Origin of the sequence: Streptomyces sp. NPDC001292, from assembly GCF_042896465.1 — a bacterium.
GTDB lineage: Bacteria > Actinomycetota > Actinomycetes > Streptomycetales > Streptomycetaceae > Streptomyces.
In genome coordinates this window covers 34365-51341 of the sequence record NZ_JBIAXG010000055.1, presented here as the reverse complement: position 1 = coordinate 51341, position 16977 = coordinate 34365, and the positions used below count along the sequence as shown (strand labels likewise).

The 16977-nt window shown below is 67.6% G+C and carries 12 protein-coding genes and 1 pseudogene; 6 read left to right on the top strand and 7 right to left on the bottom strand.

What is annotated here, in order from left to right; translation table 11 throughout:
• Window positions 1-363: 363 nt before the first annotated feature.
• Together ACFY4A_RS36760 and ACFY4A_RS36755 are read right to left on the bottom strand one after the other, a co-directional pair.
• Window positions 364-2556, bottom strand: a complete 2193-nt coding sequence (locus ACFY4A_RS36760) for a bifunctional polysaccharide deacetylase/glycosyltransferase family 2 protein (protein WP_390833661.1) — start codon at window positions 2554-2556, stop codon at window positions 364-366.
• A complete protein-coding gene (locus tag ACFY4A_RS36755; RefSeq protein WP_390833660.1) occupies window positions 2553-3434 on the bottom strand; it encodes a hypothetical protein in 882 nt (293 codons plus the stop codon). Before ACFY4A_RS36755 ends, ACFY4A_RS36760 begins: the two co-directional genes overlap by 4 nt.
• Window positions 3435-4985: 1551 nt before the next feature.
• On the opposite strand from ACFY4A_RS36755, the pseudogene ACFY4A_RS36750 reads away from it, so the two are divergent.
• Window positions 4986-5601 (top strand): annotated as a pseudogene (locus ACFY4A_RS36750) (RNA polymerase sigma factor).
• Between the two features lie 719 nt (window positions 5602-6320).
• On the opposite strand, the gene ACFY4A_RS36745 reads toward ACFY4A_RS36750, so the two are convergent.
• The 4 genes from ACFY4A_RS36745 to ACFY4A_RS36730 all read right to left on the bottom strand — a co-directional run bounded on the left by ACFY4A_RS36745 (window position 6321) and on the right by ACFY4A_RS36730 (window position 9819).
• Window positions 6321-7748, bottom strand: coding sequence for a radical SAM protein (locus ACFY4A_RS36745; RefSeq protein WP_390833659.1), 1428 nt, complete (start codon window positions 7746-7748; stop codon window positions 6321-6323).
• A complete protein-coding gene (locus ACFY4A_RS36740; protein ID WP_390833658.1) occupies window positions 7748-7876 on the bottom strand; it encodes a hypothetical protein in 129 nt (42 codons plus the stop codon). Before ACFY4A_RS36740 ends, ACFY4A_RS36745 begins: the two co-directional genes overlap by 1 nt.
• 324 nt (window positions 7877-8200) lie before the next feature.
• The gene (locus ACFY4A_RS36735; protein WP_390833657.1) at window positions 8201-9088 is read right to left on the bottom strand and encodes a methyltransferase; all 888 of its coding nucleotides are present in this window, start codon (window positions 9086-9088) and stop codon (window positions 8201-8203) included.
• Between the two features lie 134 nt (window positions 9089-9222).
• Window positions 9223-9819: a DUF6875 domain-containing protein gene (locus tag ACFY4A_RS36730; protein WP_390833656.1), complete on the bottom strand. Its 597-nt coding sequence runs from the start codon at window positions 9817-9819 to the stop codon at window positions 9223-9225.
• Between the two features lie 1209 nt (window positions 9820-11028).
• Between ACFY4A_RS36730 and ACFY4A_RS36725 the strand changes: the two genes are divergently transcribed.
• The 5 genes from ACFY4A_RS36725 to metK all read left to right on the top strand — a co-directional run bounded on the left by ACFY4A_RS36725 (window position 11029) and on the right by metK (window position 16783).
• A complete protein-coding gene (locus tag ACFY4A_RS36725) occupies window positions 11029-12312 on the top strand; it encodes an MFS transporter (protein WP_390833655.1) in 1284 nt (427 codons plus the stop codon).
• A gap of 1 nt (window position 12313) precedes the next feature.
• Window positions 12314-13528 carry an acetyl-CoA carboxylase biotin carboxylase subunit family protein gene (locus ACFY4A_RS36720; protein ID WP_390833654.1) on the top strand — a complete coding sequence of 405 codons (1215 nt, stop codon included), beginning with the start codon at window positions 12314-12316 and terminating at the stop codon, window positions 13526-13528.
• The gene (gene speD / locus ACFY4A_RS36715) at window positions 13521-13922 is read left to right on the top strand and encodes an adenosylmethionine decarboxylase (RefSeq protein ID WP_390833653.1); all 402 of its coding nucleotides are present in this window, start codon (window positions 13521-13523) and stop codon (window positions 13920-13922) included. The genes ACFY4A_RS36720 and speD overlap by 8 nt, the downstream gene beginning before the upstream one ends.
• Before the next feature lie 324 nt (window positions 13923-14246).
• On the top strand, window positions 14247-15545 hold the full coding sequence (locus ACFY4A_RS36710; protein WP_390833652.1) for an ATP-grasp domain-containing protein: 1299 nt from the start codon (window positions 14247-14249) through the stop codon (window positions 15543-15545).
• A 71-nt stretch (window positions 15546-15616) separates the two neighbouring features.
• Window positions 15617-16783: a methionine adenosyltransferase gene (gene metK / locus ACFY4A_RS36705; protein ID WP_390833662.1), complete on the top strand. Its 1167-nt coding sequence runs from the start codon at window positions 15617-15619 to the stop codon at window positions 16781-16783.
• On the opposite strand, the gene ACFY4A_RS36700 is transcribed toward metK, so the two are convergent.
• Window positions 16773-16955, bottom strand: coding sequence for a hypothetical protein (locus ACFY4A_RS36700; protein WP_390833651.1), 183 nt, complete (start codon window positions 16953-16955; stop codon window positions 16773-16775). The two genes, metK and ACFY4A_RS36700, sit on opposite strands and share 11 nt — an antisense overlap.
• Window positions 16956-16977: the final 22 nt, after the last annotated feature.

The following is a 16977-nucleotide window of genomic DNA, read 5'->3' as shown; positions in this document are numbered from 1 at the left end:
GGTGCGGTGAGAGCCGCACGCCGGGTTCGGCGAGCGGCACGGAGAAACGGACCGGTGACAACACCGGCACCGCGCTCCGTGCCGACTCAACAGACCGGAATATGTCCCGGCACAGCGCGACGAAGCAGGAAGCCACGGAATCCGCACCGGAACCCGTGCCGCGTAGCGGCACAGCACCGGAGAGGAAGGCCAGAATCCCCGGGCTTCAGCCCGGGGAGCAAGTCAATTGCCGTGCTGGTGCAACCGCCTCCGCCGGACAGTTGGCGGCACGGACTTTCGCCGCTTGTGGCATGGGTGGGTGTGTGGGTTAGTCGACGGCTGGGGGAGTTCTGGATGTCGCTGTGCTGGCCGGGCTGTGCGGCCTTATGTCGGCTGCCGCTGTAGCGTGTCGGTGGCCGAGCCGGTGCGCTGCATCCGATGCCAGCGTAGTCTGCTGCCCAGCAGCGCCGTGACAACCGACTGGACCACCACCAGGTACATCAGTTGCCGATAGACAAAGATCTGCAGGGGCAGGGTCCACAGCGGCTCGAACTTCTCCTTGTCGAGGCGGAGCGCGTAGAGAGCACTGAGTACTTGCACGGCCGTGAAGCCGAGCCACACGGCCCCGGCCTGGGCGGCGCTCTGGAACAGCAGTCCGTACACAGCGAAGACGTCGACGAGCGGAGCGAGCAACGGCAGCAGTGTCTGGAAGAGCGCGAGATAGGTCAGTCCGCGGCGGCCGAACTTGCCCGCCGCCCCGGTCTCGACCAGCGACCTGCGGTGCTTCCACATGGCCTGCAGAGTGCCGTAGCACCAGCGGTAACGCTGCTTCCAGAGCTGGCGGACGGTGGACGGCGCCTCCGTCCAGGCGATCGCCGACTCCTCGTACACCACCCGCCAGCCCGCGCGGCACAGCGCCATCGTCAGATCGGTGTCCTCGGCGAGGGTGTCCTCGCTGACTCCGCCGACGCCCATCAGCGCCTGACGGCGGAAGGCGCCGATCGCTCCCGGCACGGTCGGCATGCATTCGAGTACGTCGAACATCCGGCGGTCGAGGTTGAAGCCGATGACGTACTCAAGGTGCTGCCAACGGCCCAGTATGCCCTGCCGGTTGCCGACCTTCGTGTTGCCGCTGACCGCGCCGACGCGCGGGTCGGCGAGCGGCTGGATCAGATTGCGGATCGCCTCCGGCTCGAAGACCGTGTCACCGTCGATCATCACCACGATGTCAAACTGCGCCCACGAAAGACCGGTGTTGAGGGCGGCCGCCTTACCCGCGTTCGGCTGGCGCACCACCATCACGCGCGGATCCTCCTCCCGGACCGACTCGGCGATTTCGAAGGTACGGTCGCTCGATCCGTCGTCGACCACGATGATCTGTATGTACGGATACGTGGAGGCCAGCAGCGAACGCAGGGTCGCCTCAATGCCTGCCTCCTCGTTGTACGCGGGCACGATCACCGTCACCGGTTCATTGACCGGCGGCAGCCGGTTGCCGCGGCGCCGTTTCCTGCGGCTGCGGCGCACGTGCAGGCGGGCGACCGTGAAGAGCAGCACGAGGCGCCCCAGGGAGATCAGGCCCGCCGCCACCAGCAGCCAGGTCATGGCGTCGGCGAAGCCCCGGGACAGGGCCTGCACCCACATGACGGCGGTCCCCTTCGCCTCGGTGGCCTCCGAGACGGGGTAGTTGACTCCATGCATCCGAAGTGCCGCCCCGACCGTTGTGAACCGCACGCCGCGCGGCGGGGACGCCAAGATTCTCTCCGTGGCATCAATGGCCGCCGGCGAGCCGGTGAACTGGCGGATCTCACCCCCCTTCGGGCTCCGGTCGGCGGCATCGGCGGCGACCAGGATGTAGCCGTCGTCGATCGCGCGCCGCCCGGCCGCCCACTGGTCGGCGCACAAAGACGCGGTGTCCCCGGTGTGCGGCAGCCGCACCAGACGGGTGCCGAGGCCGGCGGCGCCGGCAAGGGTGTTCTGAGTGAGGGCGAGTTCGAGGCGCGCGCGGGTCGCCGAGACCTGCGCGAGGTTGGCGTCGGTGTAGGTGTGCGAGCCGATCTGGTGGCCCTCGTCGTGGATCCTGCGCACGAGGTCCGGATGGGCGGCCACCTGGGTGCCGGAGAGGAAGAACGTCGCCTTGACGTGGTGCTTGTTCAGAACATCGAGCAGAGCGGGGGTCCATGCGGGATCAGGGCCGCCGTCGTAGGTCAGGGCGACCTTCTCGGCGGGGAGGTGCGCGCTGTGCAGCTTTCCATCGCCCTCGCTCATCACGGGGCCGCCCGTGCGTACCGTCGCGGGGGCGGTGGTGCATTGATGGGCGGGGGCGGTGGTGGGCGCTATTTCGTGCCGCCCGTAACCGCTGAACAGCAGCGCGGTGGCGGCGACCGCGAGAGTGAGCAGGAGCAGCAGCCAGTGGGCGCGGGGGTCGCGCCGCAGGGCATGCCGGTTGGTTCTGGCAGGCGGTGGGTTCTGCATGGAGCGGGTCGCCGCAGACGGCCGGGCCGAGCGGTTGGCGCGGGGGGAACGACTGCTGCCGGTGGAACGGAACGTTCCGGTGTTGCGTTGTGGGTGGCTCACCTGGGTCCCTTTGTCGATCCCTGGCCGCGGCCCGGGGGAGTACTGGAGTTCCCCCTGCCCGGCGCGTTCGCAGTAGGGGCGGCTGCGGTCGTGGGCGCCTTGGTGGTGGGTTCCTTGGTCTCGCCACCGGCCCTGGAGGCGCTCACCGATGGGCTCGGGGCCGCTGACTCCTCAGACGGCTTCCCAGACGTGGCGGACGGATCGGCGGTGGGTTCGGCGGTGGGTTCGGCGGTCGAGCCGGGCTGGTCCGTGGCCCTCGTCGAACCGTCCTGCTTCCGGTCCTGCTTCGGGTCCTGCTTCTGGTCCTGCTTCTGGTCGCGGCCCCAGGGCAGCGGGCCGCCAGAGGGCACCGAACTGAAGAATCCGGCGATTACAGCGGCCATGAAGACAACGCAGACCGCCGCGACAGCCAGACCCGCACGGCGGATCAGCCGGCTGCGGCGGCCCGATACATCGACGAAGACCGAGCCGTCGTCGTTTTGGTCCTCGTCGGCGCCGGAGGCGTATCCGTCGTCTCGGTCCATGTGCTCGTGCTCGGTGCCGGAGGCCCCATGGTCGGTCTCGTGGGTGCCGTGGCCCCCCTCGTGGGCGTCGTGGCCGCCCCGGTACGTGTCGTGACTGTCACCGTACGAGCCTTGCGGGTGGGCGTAAGCATCGCCGGGCACCCCATGACCGGAGGCCACCGACTCGTCCCACCCGTGCGCCGCCGCCGGATCCGCGTATCCGTCGTACGCCTGGGCCCCATCGCCGTACGGGTCGCGCATGACCTGCAGGCCGTGCGTGTCGCCACTGTCCTGGTACGCACCGTTCCCGGCGTACATGCCATTGGGGTCGCTCGCGCCAAACGTACGGTTGCTGTGTTGGGGGTCCCAGGACATGGACGCAAAGTGTAGAGACTCGGGGAATCTGCGGTGCAGCGGGGGACGCCGACCATGGACCGGATCTGGGTGCCGCGGCGGGTCAAGGGCGGGCGCGGACCCGTCCGGAGCGGGCGGTGGCGGACAAGGGCTACTCGTCCTGGAAAATCCGGCTCTACCTACGGCAGCGGGCAGGCACGCCTGGCGAGGGCCGAGACGATCCGATGACAGTCGCCGAAGGTGACTTCCGCTAATGCTTCCCCGTCTTCAGTTTCCGTCTCGTTCCCCCAAAGCGGTGTTGGCCTGGCTGCTGCGCCGCAGCAGTGACCAGATGTCCTCGGCGTGTCCTTCGGGTATCTCAGGCCGGCAGCCGCTTCACCACGGCGTCCCCGTCCCCGGCCGTCTGTGCGTAGAAGGCCCTCAGTTCCTGATGTGTCGCCGCGAAACGCCCCGCGTCTTGGCCTCGGCGCAGACGCCATCGTCACGCGGCAGCAGTGCCTCGCGGGCACACGCCCACAACGCGTCGAAGTCGGCTCTGGCCAAGAACCTGGCCACCCGGCGGGCCTGGCCTGCCGTCAGCACCAGGAGCGGCGGCTTGTGCGGGCCGGGAGGGAACACTGGCTGGCCGCTGAGGATGACCTGCGTCCGGGACCGGTCATCGTTCACCATGCGGCACTGCGCCGACGTAGATGCGCTCCTGATCCAGGTAGCGCTTGTCCAGCGCCTCCTCACGGTGTCGTCCGACCCGCCGGACGGCCTCCGAGTCGTCATCGAACAGTCTCTCCAACCAGGTTGCGCTGTTACGCAGTGCCGGGGACGGTACCGCTCGCAGACGAAAGGCAGGCACTCATGCCAGGAGGAGCGTGTGGGGGTTTGCAAAACGTCACGCGGCCCGGCGGACTGCGTCGCGGGAAGTGCTGCCCTCGATGGTGGTGCCGCGAGGTGGTGGCCCCGCGTCCGGGTACCGGTAGCCCGCAGCATGAGCCGCTGACTTCTCGCCCACCGCCCGCCGTCCTTCCGAAAGGTGTGTGGGGCGGCCGGAACCCCTGTGCAGTAGATAGATGGGGGTTCCGGCCGCCCCGTCCCTCTCCGCACCGCTGCCGGGGGGAGTCAGGAGCAGCGCGGAGAGGCGTCCGGAGAGCGTGGCTTCTTCCGGTGCCGGCATCCGGCCGAGCCCGAGCAGTGCCGGCACCACGCGGGCGCCCGGCAGTGCGCGAGTCCTCCCGCCCGCACCAGCCACAGCCGAGCGCTCCCGCGTCCTGCTGCTGGAGGCGGCCGACCTCGGCCTGCGCGGACCCGGCACTCGTCCAGCGCACCGCCGGTCCGAAACGTCACCCGGCGTTACCAGTCGGTCGCCGCCACGTGCCGTGACCTCCCAGATCCGGCCCGGTCGTGTTCCCCATGCGGGCAGGGCTCCCGGATCGGCGGCGCCGGCCCTGGCACCTTCTGGCGACCTTCAGCAGGCGCGCGCCGACGACGACCTGACGCTGGTCATCATGAGCTGTGCGCTACGACGTGAGCGTGTCGGGACGGCGCGGTACCTGCGATCGACCGGTGCGAGCGAGGACAGCCTTGGGCCAGGGACGGCAACCCCGCCGCGTACTCGTGTACGACGGGGAAGTGGGCGCAGCAGTGGCGCGGGCCCAGGGCGGTGACGAGGCCGCTTTCGCCCTCGCCGGGGCTGCTCGGCTACCTGCACGGCCTCGTGGGCGACGACGCGCAGGACGTGGCATCCGACGCCTGGCTGGAGATCGCCCGTGACCTCGGACGTTTCAAGGGGGACGGGGCAGGGTTCCGCGGTTGGACGGCGACGATCGCCCGGCACCGGGCGCTGGACCATCTGCGTCGCCGGCGCGTGCGGCCCCGGGCGGGAGGGACCGAACAGGACGTGCTGGACATGCGCGGCCCGCACCGCACTCATGAAGAGGCCCTGAAGTCCCTCTATACCGAGCGGGCCCTGGAGCTGGTACGCGGGCTGCCGCGGGACCGGGCTGAAGCGGTGCTCCTGCGGGTCGTCGTCGGCCTGGACGGTCCCGCCGCGGCACGGGTCCTCGGCAAGCGCCCAGGAGCAGTGCGCCCGGCCGTCCATCGAGGCCTAGAACGCCTCGCCCACCAGCTGGGTGCCGCCGGCCAGGCGTATGAGCGTGTGACAGTTGAGACTGCCCAGACGCTGGGGGAGTCGAGATGAACGACGACGCAGCTGGTGGGCTGGTGGACAGGCACCAGGACCCGGCACGCCGGACGAATCGAACATGCCGGACGGGAACGGAAGCGGACATGGGTGAACGGCTGAGCCGCGACGGAGATCCGGGCCGTCGACGTGCGCATCCTTGGAGCACCGCGTCCGGCCCGGGGGACGCGCATGACACCGCCGCGCTGGAAACGGCCCTGGCCGCCGTCCTACGCCAAGAGCATCTCGGCCCCGAAGCCGAGCAGCGGGCCCTGCCGGCCTTCCGGGCCGCCCACAGCACAGTCGGACACCGGGCACGCACCCGGCCGACGGGACGACTGGCGGATGCCCGCCAAACGGCGGGCCCGACGCCCAGCGCCTGAGCCAGGGTCCAGCAGTTTCGCGTGCCCACCTCCGTGAGTAGCCCGGTGATCATCTCCGCGGCCGTCGCACGTGTCTCACGCCGCGCGAAGCAACCCGCGATCGCATCCATCGCCGCCCCTGAACAACCGGCCCCAGGCGGCCGGGGCTATCGTGACCTCGGCGGCCACCGCTTCTTGAAACGTCGTCACAAACGTTCATGATCACGGTGGCCGTACCCATGCCCGGACCCAGCCCCCAAGCTGCTGAACAGCAAAGACACCGGAACTACAACTGCCTTGTCAGAGGCCTACTTCACTTGAAGCGGCGGGGACTGGAAACGGAGCATCAGCCACCGCGCCAGCCCCCGACCCTACTCAGGCCGCCGGGTGGGAGCTTTTGACCGATGGCATCACCGTGTTGCCGTCCACGAGGACGGGATTGCGGGAGCGTAGCGCGATGAAGTCGTCCAGGATCTTCTGATCTGCAGTGGGCGAAAGGTAATACATCATGTTGACGTACCAGATCCACCCCAACTCGGTGATGACGAACTCGTCGCCGTGCTCTTCGATCAGTCCCTCGGTGCACAGCCGGGAGAGCTTGGCGGTTGTCTCGGCGTCGATCCGGTCCCACGGGATCCGGTCCTTGCGGATCTCCCCGTGGAACGGCAACCGCAGGACGATTCCCCGCTCATAGGGTACGTGGTCGGCCCGGGTGACCTTGACCTTGATGTCGGAGGAGTCGAGCAGCCCTCGCACATACCCGGTGCGGCTCTCGTCGTTCATCACGGTCAGGTCCGAACTCTGGGAGATTCCGCTACTGCCGAACCCGATGAGGTCGTCGTCGTGGTAACCCATGTAGCACTCGTGGTACTTGTTCGAGTATCGCCGTGAGATCCAGTACTCATCAACCTGGGGGTCCTCCGGTCGGACGTAGCCGTGCCCGTTGTGGAGACGGAAACCTGCCGCCCGGAGGTATGAGTTGATGTAGATGCTCATACCCATCTTGTCGGCGTAGCTGAGTGCCCGCAGACCCGCCCGCTGGTAGTTGGTGTGCAGCGCGTTCTGCGTGGCGAGGTGGTTGATGGGGTAGAACTCGATAGTTTCGGTCCCCATCTCCACCGCCTGCTGGAGGTCTGCGGAGAGATCATCGAACGTTTGCCCATGCATCCCGTAGAGGATGTCGAAGCTGCGGTGGGGGAAGTAGCGGCCGAACAACTCCGCTGCGGCGTATGTCTGGTCGAGTTCCGCCGTGATGTTGAACAGTTCCCGGTAGCGGGGGTGGAAGGTCTGCAGTCCGAACCGGGCTTTGTTAGCACCTATCTCTCGGAATGCCTGGCACTTGTCCTCTGTGACGCTCTTGACCTCCATCTCGACAGTGAACTCCTCCAGCCTGGACAGGTCGAAGGATTCGTGAATCGCCGCGCCAATGCGCCGTATCTGATCGGTGCTCAGAACGGAGGGCGTTCCACCGCCGAACCAGATCGCCGTCGGCGGTACTGCGGTCACCGCGTCGAGGCGGGACTTGAGCCGGATCTCGGCGATCAGTGCCTGCGTGTACTTTTCAACCGCTTCCTCGCCTTCTGACCCGAGGCCACGGTTGAGCGTGCAAAATGTGCAGATCGTCTCGCAGAACGGGATGTGGAAGTACAGGGCGCGCATCCTGATCGGGGAAGGATGCACCTGGCCGAAGGACTCCCGGAAACCGGAGATCTCCAGGTCCTGGCCCTTGAGCGGGTGGAGCCAATTGTAGAGGGGCAGCTGCCGGTCGAACTTCATCAGGGTCTTGCCGGGGTTGAGTTTCATCAGACGAGGCCTTTCCTATCGGTGACTTCCTTGATTTCCTTTTCGTGCTCATCGCGGGTGCCGCAGAACACGACCTTGGTCTGGTGACGGCAGCCGCCGAGCGCCTCGACCAGCACATCGACGATCACCTCCGGGGTGCATCCGCGCGGTCAGTCCGCACGGCTCGAACCGCTTGGTCTGCATCCCACACACGGTGGCCCCAGAGCGCTGGACGGCGGCCCGAGGCTGCTCAGGATGAGGTTCTCGTCATTGATGGCGCGCGGATCCACGTCGTAGATGTCGGAGATCACGTGCTTCCCAATGATTTGAAGAATTTCATCCCTGTTCCCAGACGATCAGATCCGGGTGCTTTTCTCGGTCGTGATGATTCCCGACGCCAACGAGAAGGGGCAGGCCGGATATTCGTTTCTTGACAGGCGAGAGCGGTTCCGCCAAAGGCGGCCTTTCTCTGATCATTCCCGCCCCGGCTCACCTCCGGGCCTGAACTCCAGGGCGGCCACCTCGTGATCCTCGACGCTGTGGGTATGGGCAAGGCGGAAGCCCGCCTTGCGAGCCAACCGGTTCCAGTGCTCGAGCGTCCGCTCCCGGCCCCCCACGACCAGCAACATCCACAGATCGCTGAGCTGACCAGGATGCGGCTGCGGACCGGGGGGCAGGACGCGCTCGAGCAGCAGCAGCGTGTCCGATGGGGCCATGGACCTCCTGCAGGAACGCAGCAGGAGCAGGGCCTCCGGGTCATCGAAGTCGTGGAGGACGCTGGCCAGAACGTAGAGATCCCCGTCCTCCGGAACCCAGCGCCTGGCGTTTCCGCCCACTGCGCGACAACGCGAGGACAGACCCGGCTCGGTGCACAGAGGGGAATCGGCGACCACGTCCGGAAGGTCGTACAGCACGCCGGTCAGCCGTGGATGACGGCGGAGCAGTTGCGCCAGAAGCGCACCGGTGCCTCCGCCGACGTCCACGCACACCGCGGCCCTCCGGAAGGGCTCAATGTCCAACAGCGGCGCATACAGGCCGACGGCACGACGGCGCATGTGCTCATGAAACAACGAGCTCCTTTGTCGATCGCCGGACAGGCGCTCGAAGAACGATTCCCCGAAGATCTCGGGGAAGGCCGGCTGGCCGGTCCGAAGGCTGTGCATGAAGCCCGTCCATACCTGGAACAAGTCGTTGTCTGCGCATTCAGCGGCAAGGCTGTGCTCGTGATCGCTGCGCAAGTACTGACCGTCTGGGGTCAGGGCGAACCGGCCCGCCGGCATAGCCTCGACGAGGGAGAGGTTCGCCGCCGCGCGAAGCAGACGTGCAAGTGCGTCACGGTCGAGCCCCAGTGTGTCGGCCAACTCATCGACTTGCCTGGGCCCGTGGGCCAGAGCGTCGGGCACCCCAGTGGCGCAGAGCCCGTACAGAACCCTGGACGGAGCGACGTCGTGGAGTCTGCTGAGCCGGACAACGGCGTCCGGGACAACGTGGATGCTCATGCCGTTGATGCACCGGGACCGGCGAGTTGCCGCTGCGCAGCCTTCTGCGCAGCGGCCAGACGGCGGCGCCAGGACTTCGGAAGGTTCTCGCCGAACAGGTCCCGATAGCGCCTCAGGTAGCGGATGCGCCTTTCGGGCGAGTCCATCGGATTCGCCAGGAACAACAGGTCGGTGGCAACCATGTGACGTATCGCCACGAACGGCAGCGGACTGTCCAGAGGGCGGAAGCGTGGAGCGTGGATGCCGGGCATCGGGTGGTGAGGGAAGAATTCCCCCAACATCATGCCGACGTCGACGAACTCCGGCTTGAGCGCGTACTGGACATCGGCAACCTGGCGGGCCATCTCCTCGCAGGGAGCGCCGTACGGCACGACGGCAACCGCCAGGTAGGACGCTTCGGCGCCCAGAGCGGATGCCTCCCGCAGGAACGCACCGCGAACCCGCCGGATCGTCGTCTCAAGTCCACCGGATCCGCGTGACGCGTCATATGTACGGACCCGCACTGTTCCAAGACTCCACGCGGTCGGCATGAATGGGCACACCGGGCCGCTCCTGCCCAGGTGCGGATGGGTGTCGGTCAGGAATGTTCTCATCCATTCGAGAGTTCCCTGCACGGCTTCGTGCGCTGTGACGGAATTATCAGCTCCGGCCATCGTCGACCTCCGATCATTTCGCGTCTGGAGCAGGAGTTGCCTCATCCGGCCGGAACCAAGTTCCTCCGGGGGTGCCAGTGTTTTTGGTTCATCAATTTGACGCACACCAGAGGGGAGCAACTCCTGTGTTTGCCAGCGATTTCGGAGGCCACGCTGCCCGAAATCCCGAGAAAGACCCAGTCCCGAACATTCGTCTCTTGACGGGTAACTATTCCGCTGCTATCGCGGACTACAAGAGATCATCAGGCGCGGCGGCGACACCACCGGGTTCGTGGTGCTGCCGAAGAGGTGGCTGGTGGAGCGCACGCTGAACGTCGTGAATCTTCCAGCGGCGTCGCTGCGTCTGCGACTACGAGCGGTTACCCGAACACCACGAGGTCATGGTCAAGTGGGCGAGATCATCTCCATGAGAAGACGGCTCACCGCAACGCCAACCTCAGCACCACCTAAACGATCAGAATTTGCTCACAAGATCTCAGAAGTATCGGAAATCAGCGATAGGCGTCGATCACTCATCAACGTCAAGGCTTGGCATTGGTGCGTCAGGCATCATGCGGGGCGCCAGTCGCCACGCTCCCGGATCCTCCACAGCTGCTCCCGCCTGGCCCCTGGCGTCTCGCTCCCCGGAGCGGGATTCGAGTCGGTCCATGATGCGGCTGCGGAAATCGACGGACTTGTGGTCGTCGTACTTGAACTTCGCTGTGACGGCGGTGATGCGTAGTTCCAGCCCGCGCACCAGGGAGAAGGTGGGGCGCGGCGGCGATCTGCGCCAGCCGGCGGGCGGCCTCGTCGCCGTCCAGCCGCTGTCTGGGGTCCTTGGCCAGCAGTCCGAGGCTCGTCGGGCTGCACGCCTCTGCTCGCCACGAACCGGACACGGCGCTGCCTTGCCGGAGCCCTGATGAGGCAAGGCGGGTTGTCAAGTCACGAATCTTCGCGGCTGTGCCGGTGCAGCAGGGACAGGCATCGTGATTTTGAACGCAGCATGGCGATGCCGAGAGCAGGTGGCAAAGGAACTTTTTATCCACCTGAATTTCCAGCTTCTGGCCCAAGGGCCAGCTCCGGCGGCTGCTCGACTCGACAGGTCACGACGGACGGGCTATGCGGATGCCTCCTGGAATTGCGCACAAGTCCGTGGAGGAGGAAATTCCCTTGACACAGAATCCCGTGGCGCCCCCGTCATGGCACCGGAACCCGGTGCTGCGACTCCTGGCTGCCGTGACTCTGCTGAACGGCCTGGCATTCTTTGCGACGCTGCCGTTCCTCACGCTGTATCTCTCGGACATCTCCCGCCTCACCCCGGCGACGATCGGATCCGTGGTGGGCAGCGTCGCCCTGATCGAGGCCTTCGGCGGCACGGTCGGCGGTGTCCTCACCGACCGCTTCGGCGGCCTCCGGGTCATCCAGACGGGACTGCTCGTCAACTCCGTCGCCTACGCGGCGCTGGCGGTGGTACGCGAACTGGCCGTCATCGTCGTCGTGGTCGGCCTGCTGGGGGTCGGTCGGCTGCTGACCGAGCCCGCGATGAAGAAACTGATGTCCCTGGGCGCCACCGGCTCTGGGGCGATGGTCTTCCGTATCCGATACGTCACGCTGTGCATCGCAGCGACGGTCGGCCCCCTGGCCGGCGCCGTGCTCTACCGCCTCGCCCACTGGATGATCTTCGTAACCCCCGCGGTGATCTTCGCGGGCTGCCTCCTCCTCGTCACGACGAAAAGGCAGTCGCTGCGGGCCCTGGACGCGTCGGGCGACCCCGAGGACCAGCATGCGGGATGGCGGGCCGCGCTGTCGGACGTGCTGCTGCTGCGCGTGGTCGGAGCGGGGTTCGTCCTGTTCCTCGTGTTCTCCCAGTTCGAGTCGATCGTGCCGCTGTACATGAAGGCGGCGCAGGGCAGTTCGGCCGTCATGTACTTCTCCACTCTGCTGGCGTGCAACGCCGCGCTGGGCATCGCCATGCAGTGGCCCGTCGAATGGCTCTCCCGACGGATGTCACAGCCGCGGCTCGCGCTGCTGGGCTGCGCGGCATTCGCCGCTTCCATGCTGCTGTTCCGCGGTCTGGAGGCGAACGTCCTGCTGCTGTACGCGGGGGTGGTGTTCTGGACGATGGGGGAAGCGGTGCTCTACCCGATGCCCGACACCATCATCCACACCATCACGCCGGACTCCCGCAAGGGCGCCTATTTCGGCCTCGCCGAAACGCGTTATCTGGGCTTCTTCGCCGGCCCCGTTGCCGGCGGCGCGCTGCTCGGCGTATCCCCCTCGCTGTATTTCGGTCTCATGGCCGCCACCATCTTCGGCACCTGGATCCTGCTGCGCGAAAGGCGTCTGTACGCCGGCACGGCCCCGCATCCTTCTGACGCGGACGAGGGCCCGAAGCCGCGGACCGCGATGGCCGCGGAGCCGTCACCGATCCCGATCACCACAGAAAGGACATGATGTGAGCGCTATCGTGCTGCCTCTGCGCATTCCTGACACCGTGACTCCGCTCGGGGACTGGCTCTCCGAGGTGAAGGACAAAGTCACGCTGATCACCAGCGGCGATGCGGAACCCGGTTACCGCCGACGGCTGCCCCACGTGCGCGCGGCCTCGAGCTACTCCGCCGGACCCGAGGTCGAGGAGCTACTCGACGAGCTCTGCGGCGCTGGCGGGGTGCGCACCCTCGTGCACGTCACGGAGGACGACATCCTGCGCTGCGCCCGCGTCCGGGACCGTCACGACCTGCCGGGACTGCGGTACCGGCAGGCCCTGCCTTGGCGCGACAAGCTGATTATGAAGGAGGCCGTCACCGCGCACGGCGTGCCCGCGCCGGATTACCTCCGCCCGGCCTCGTTCGCCGACGCCGAGCGGTTCGCGCGGCGCGTCGGCTACCCCGTTGTGGTGAAGCCGCGGCTCGGCTACGCGTCGATGGGGGTGAGCCTCGTCGGAGACGCCGACCAACTGCGGCGGGCGGCCGCCGAGTGGGACCCGGACGACGTCCTGCTGGAGTCCTTCACCGCGGGCGACGTCCTGCACGTCGACGGGTTCATGCACAACGGCCGGGTACTCTACGTACAGGCGTCGCGGTATCTGAACAACTGCCTGTCGTTCCACGACGCACTGCCGCTCGGCAGCGTCCAGCTCGACCGGGACGGCGCTGAGCACGCGCGGCTCGCCCGGTTCGCCGAGAGGGTCGTCGGTGCCCTGCCGCAGGTCGACTTCAGCCCGTTCCACCTCGAGGTGTTCCGCAAGCCGGGCTCCGGGGACCTGCTGTTCTGCGAGATCGCTTGCCGGCTGGGCGGAGCGCACATCATGGAGGCGCTCACCTATGCCACGGGAGTGAATCCGGCCCGGCTGTGGATCCGTCACCAGATCGGGCTGCAAAACGGTCCGCAAACCCCCATGGCCGACACCGGGCGGCGTTACGGCTGGCTGCTCATTCCGCCCCGCCGCGGTCGGCTGGTGAGCGTTGCCGAACCTCCCGCCGTGGGGTTCATCAAGGACTTCATCGTGAAGACAGCCGCGCCGCGCGATTTCGACGGCGCGCACGGATCCACCGATTCGTACCTCGCGTTCGTGGTCGAGGGGGAGAACGAGCACGAGGGCGAAGCGAATCTGCGCAAGTGCATTGACATAGCAGCCGAATGTAGTGAATGGGAGAGTATGGATGTCTGAATTCCACTTCTCCGGACGGCATGTCGTCGCCGACTTGTACGACATCGACCTGGCGACGATCAACGACGCTTCCCTCATCATGCGGAGCCTGGAAGCCGGGATCCGGCGCTCGGGGGCCACCATATGCGGGTCCCAGACCAAGTACTTCGAACCGAGCGGATTCACCGCGCTCTATCTGCTGTCCGAGTCCCACGCGTCTGTTCACACCTATCCCCACGAGCGGTCACTGTTCTTCGACGCGTTCACCTGCGGAGAGAAATGCCGACCCGAATTGATCATCGATGAACTCGTCTCCGTTCTCGGCGAGTGCGAGCGGCACATCCAGATCCTGGACCGGGGCGAGGAGCCCAGCGCCGAAAGGCCCAGCTTCGACGTCATTCGGCTGGCCGGCTGACCAGCCGAAGGGAATCATCATGAAGTTCAACACGGCCAGGGGTTCATCAAATTCGACCGCCAACTCCCGGTCTACAACTGGCTGTACCCGCTCAAGGGCCAGGAGACCGACAAGGAGACGGTCACGGACGCGCACGCACGGCTGGACGTCGGCTCCATGCGCAGTCGGGCCCTGTACTTCCACCATCGCCGCGGCACGCGCTCGCGCGACGACGCCCGACGAGGCCGTCCGCATCGCACGCCGCGCCGCCGAGGGCGTCCGGGCCGTCGCCGCGCCAAGGCTGGTCACCACCGTGGCCGGTGACGTACGAGAGAGGGAGGCGTGATGCGGCTGACCGTGGAACTCCGGGCACCGCACGCCGGCCCCGGCCCGCTGCCGCGGCTGCGCGAGGCAGTGGTCCTCGTAGACGGCGTACTGAACGGGGCGCCGTTCAAGCAGGCGTGCCGCGAGGCGGGACTGCCCGTGATCGGCGTCTACACCTTCGACCGGCAGACGCTCGTGGGCATGTCTCCGCAGCACGCGGAGGAGGACGCGGTCAGCCTGTACGGCAACGACCCCGACCGCATCACCGCCCGGCTGAAGGAACTGACGAACACCGTCGCGGCCGTTGTGCCGGCCACCGAACCCGGCGTGTGCTGTGCGGCCGAAGTGGCCGCACAGTGGGGACTACCGGCCAATCCGGTACCCACCGCGAGCGCCTGCCGTGACAAGCGGTTGATGCGAGACCTGGCCCGCCGCACCGGAGTGCGGGTCCCTGCCTACGAGGTGGTCAAGGACGCGGCGGGCCTGCACGATGCGGCGCACCGCATCGGATTCCCCCTCATCGTCAAACCCGCCACCGGGGCGGCCTCCCACAACGTGTTCCTGGCCGACGACGACCGGAAGCTGGCCGGTGTCTTCGCCGGGGACCGGCGTGATCTGTTCGGCGGGGCGGTCGACGAGTGGCTGGTCGAGGAGTACGTCGGGGGCACGGAGTACGCGGTGAACACCTTCACCGTGGCCGGCCGGCACACCGTGGTGGACACCTGGCAGTACAGGCTGCCCAGCGCGGACAACTACGACAACCCCTACTGGGACTTCGTCCAGGTGGACCGTGCCACGCCGACCAGGGCCAAGGTGGAGCGCTTCGCGCTCGGTATCCTCGACGCCTTCGGCATCCGCATTGGACCGTGCCATGTGGAGATCAAGCTGGACAAGGCAGGACCGGCGCTGATCGAGATCGGGGCCCGGCTGCCCGGCGCGGGCATCCCGCTGCTCTGGCAGCGGCACAGCGACTGGCTCCCCTACCACGACACGCTCGCCTGCTATCTGGGGCGCCGGCCGGCACTGGCGGACCGGCCGCCGCGGTTCGACGCCACCGTCGGCATGTGCTTCATCCGCAACGACGGCCCTCCCGGCGTGCTCCGCACCCTCGAAGGACTCGACCAGGTCGCCGACCACCCGGGCGTGGAAGAGGTCATCGCCCCGTTCAGCCCCGGCGACTCCGTGCCCCGGACCCGCAACCTCGGCACCGAACTCGCCAAGGTCCGCGTGTCCGCTCCCACGGGCCGCGCCTTGCAGTCCCTGATCGCGTCCGTCCGGCGCACCGTACGGGCCGAGATCGTGCCGGATCCCACCGTCTGACATCCCGTACGTCCATCGCGTACGCCCATTGCCCACTTCCTCGTATTCGCACTTCTCGCAGGAGAGCCATGATGCCTCGACGCCTGTTCACCTCGGAGTCCGTGACCGAGGGCCACCCCGACAAGATCGCTGACCGGATCAGCGACGCCGTTCTGGACGCGCTGCTGCGGGCGGACCCCGCCTCCCGTGTGGCCGTCGAGACCCTGATCACTACCGGCCAGGTGCACGTCGCCGGTGAGGTGACGACGACCGCGTACGCCGACATCGCCGCTCTCGTGCGCGAGCAGATCCTCGAGATCGGCTACGACGCCTCCACCAAGGGCTTCGACGGAGCATCCTGCGGAGTATCCGTGTCCATCGGCGCCCAGTCCCCGGACATCGCGCGGGGCGTCGATACCGGCGGCGCCGGCGACCAGGGCCTGATGTTCGGCTACGCGACCGATGAGACCCCCGAGCTGATGCCGCTGCCTGTCCAGCTCGCCCACCGTATCGCCCGGCGCCTGACCGACGTCCGCAAGGACGGCACCCTTCCGTACCTGCGCCCGGACGGCAAGACACAGGTCACCGTCGGGTACCAGGGCGACAAGGCGGTCCACCTCGACACCGTCGTGGTCTCGGCGCAGCACGCACCCGGCGTCGACCTGGCGTCGCGGCTGGCGCCCGACGTGCGCGAGCACGTCGTCAAGCCCGAGCTGAAGGCACTGGCCGAGCAAGGGGTGAGTCTGGACAGCGACTCCTACCGGCTGCTGGTCAACCCCACCGGCCGGTTCGAGATCGGCGGCCCTATGGGTGATGCAGGCCTGACCGGCCGGAAGGTCATTGTCGACACGTACGGCGGCATCGCCCGCCACGGCGGCGGCGCCTTCTCCGGCAAGGACCCGTCCAAGGTGGACCGTTCGGCGGCGTACGCGATGCGGTGGGTCGCCAAGAACGTCGTGGCCGCCGGACTCGCCCGGCGCTGCGAGGTCCAGGTCGCCTACGCCATCGGCAAGGCCGAACCGGTCGGCCTGTTCGTCGAGACCTTCGGCACCGCGACGGTGGACGAGGGGAGGATTGGGCAGGCCATCGCGGACGTGTTCGACCTGCGCCCGGCCGCCGTCATTCGCGACCTCGACCTGCTCCGGCCCATCTACACGCAGACGGCGGCGTACGGCCACTTCGGCCGCGAACTTCCGGACTTCACCTGGGAACGCACCGACCGCGCCGAGGCGCTGCGCAGGGCGGTGGCTACGACATGACCACCGCAACCTCGCTGCGCTGGTCGACGGCGCCGTCGTCACCATCGACCAGCGCGCCCTGCCGCACGAAACCCGTCAGCTGCGGCTGACAGACGTCGACGCAGTGACCGCGGCCAAGCGCATCCCGGGATGGGCAGTTGAGCGGTCCGTGATGACGCGCTGCCGTGCCCATGGTGTGACCACCTGGGGCGCGT

What these genes read in the sequence shown, in the direction of transcription:
- ACFY4A_RS36755 (WP_390833660.1), bottom strand. Translation starts at nt 3,434, where the DNA reads ATGTCCTGGGACCCCCAACACAGCAACCGTACGTTTGGCGCGAGCGAC.
- ACFY4A_RS36745 (WP_390833659.1), bottom strand. Translation starts at nt 7,748, where the DNA reads ATGAAACTCAACCCCGGCAAGACCCTGATGAAGTTCGACCGGCAGCTG.
- ACFY4A_RS36730 (WP_390833656.1), bottom strand. Translation starts at nt 9,819, where the DNA reads ATGAGAACATTCCTGACCGACACCCATCCGCACCTGGGCAGGAGCGGC.
- speD (WP_390833653.1), top strand. Translation starts at nt 13,521, where the DNA reads ATGTCTGAATTCCACTTCTCCGGACGGCATGTCGTCGCCGACTTGTAC.
- ACFY4A_RS36710 (WP_390833652.1), top strand. Translation starts at nt 14,247, where the DNA reads ATGCGGCTGACCGTGGAACTCCGGGCACCGCACGCCGGCCCCGGCCCG.
- metK (WP_390833662.1), top strand. Translation starts at nt 15,617, where the DNA reads ATGCCTCGACGCCTGTTCACCTCGGAGTCCGTGACCGAGGGCCACCCC.
- ACFY4A_RS36700 (WP_390833651.1), bottom strand. Translation starts at nt 16,955, where the DNA reads ATGGGCACGGCAGCGCGTCATCACGGACCGCTCAACTGCCCATCCCGG.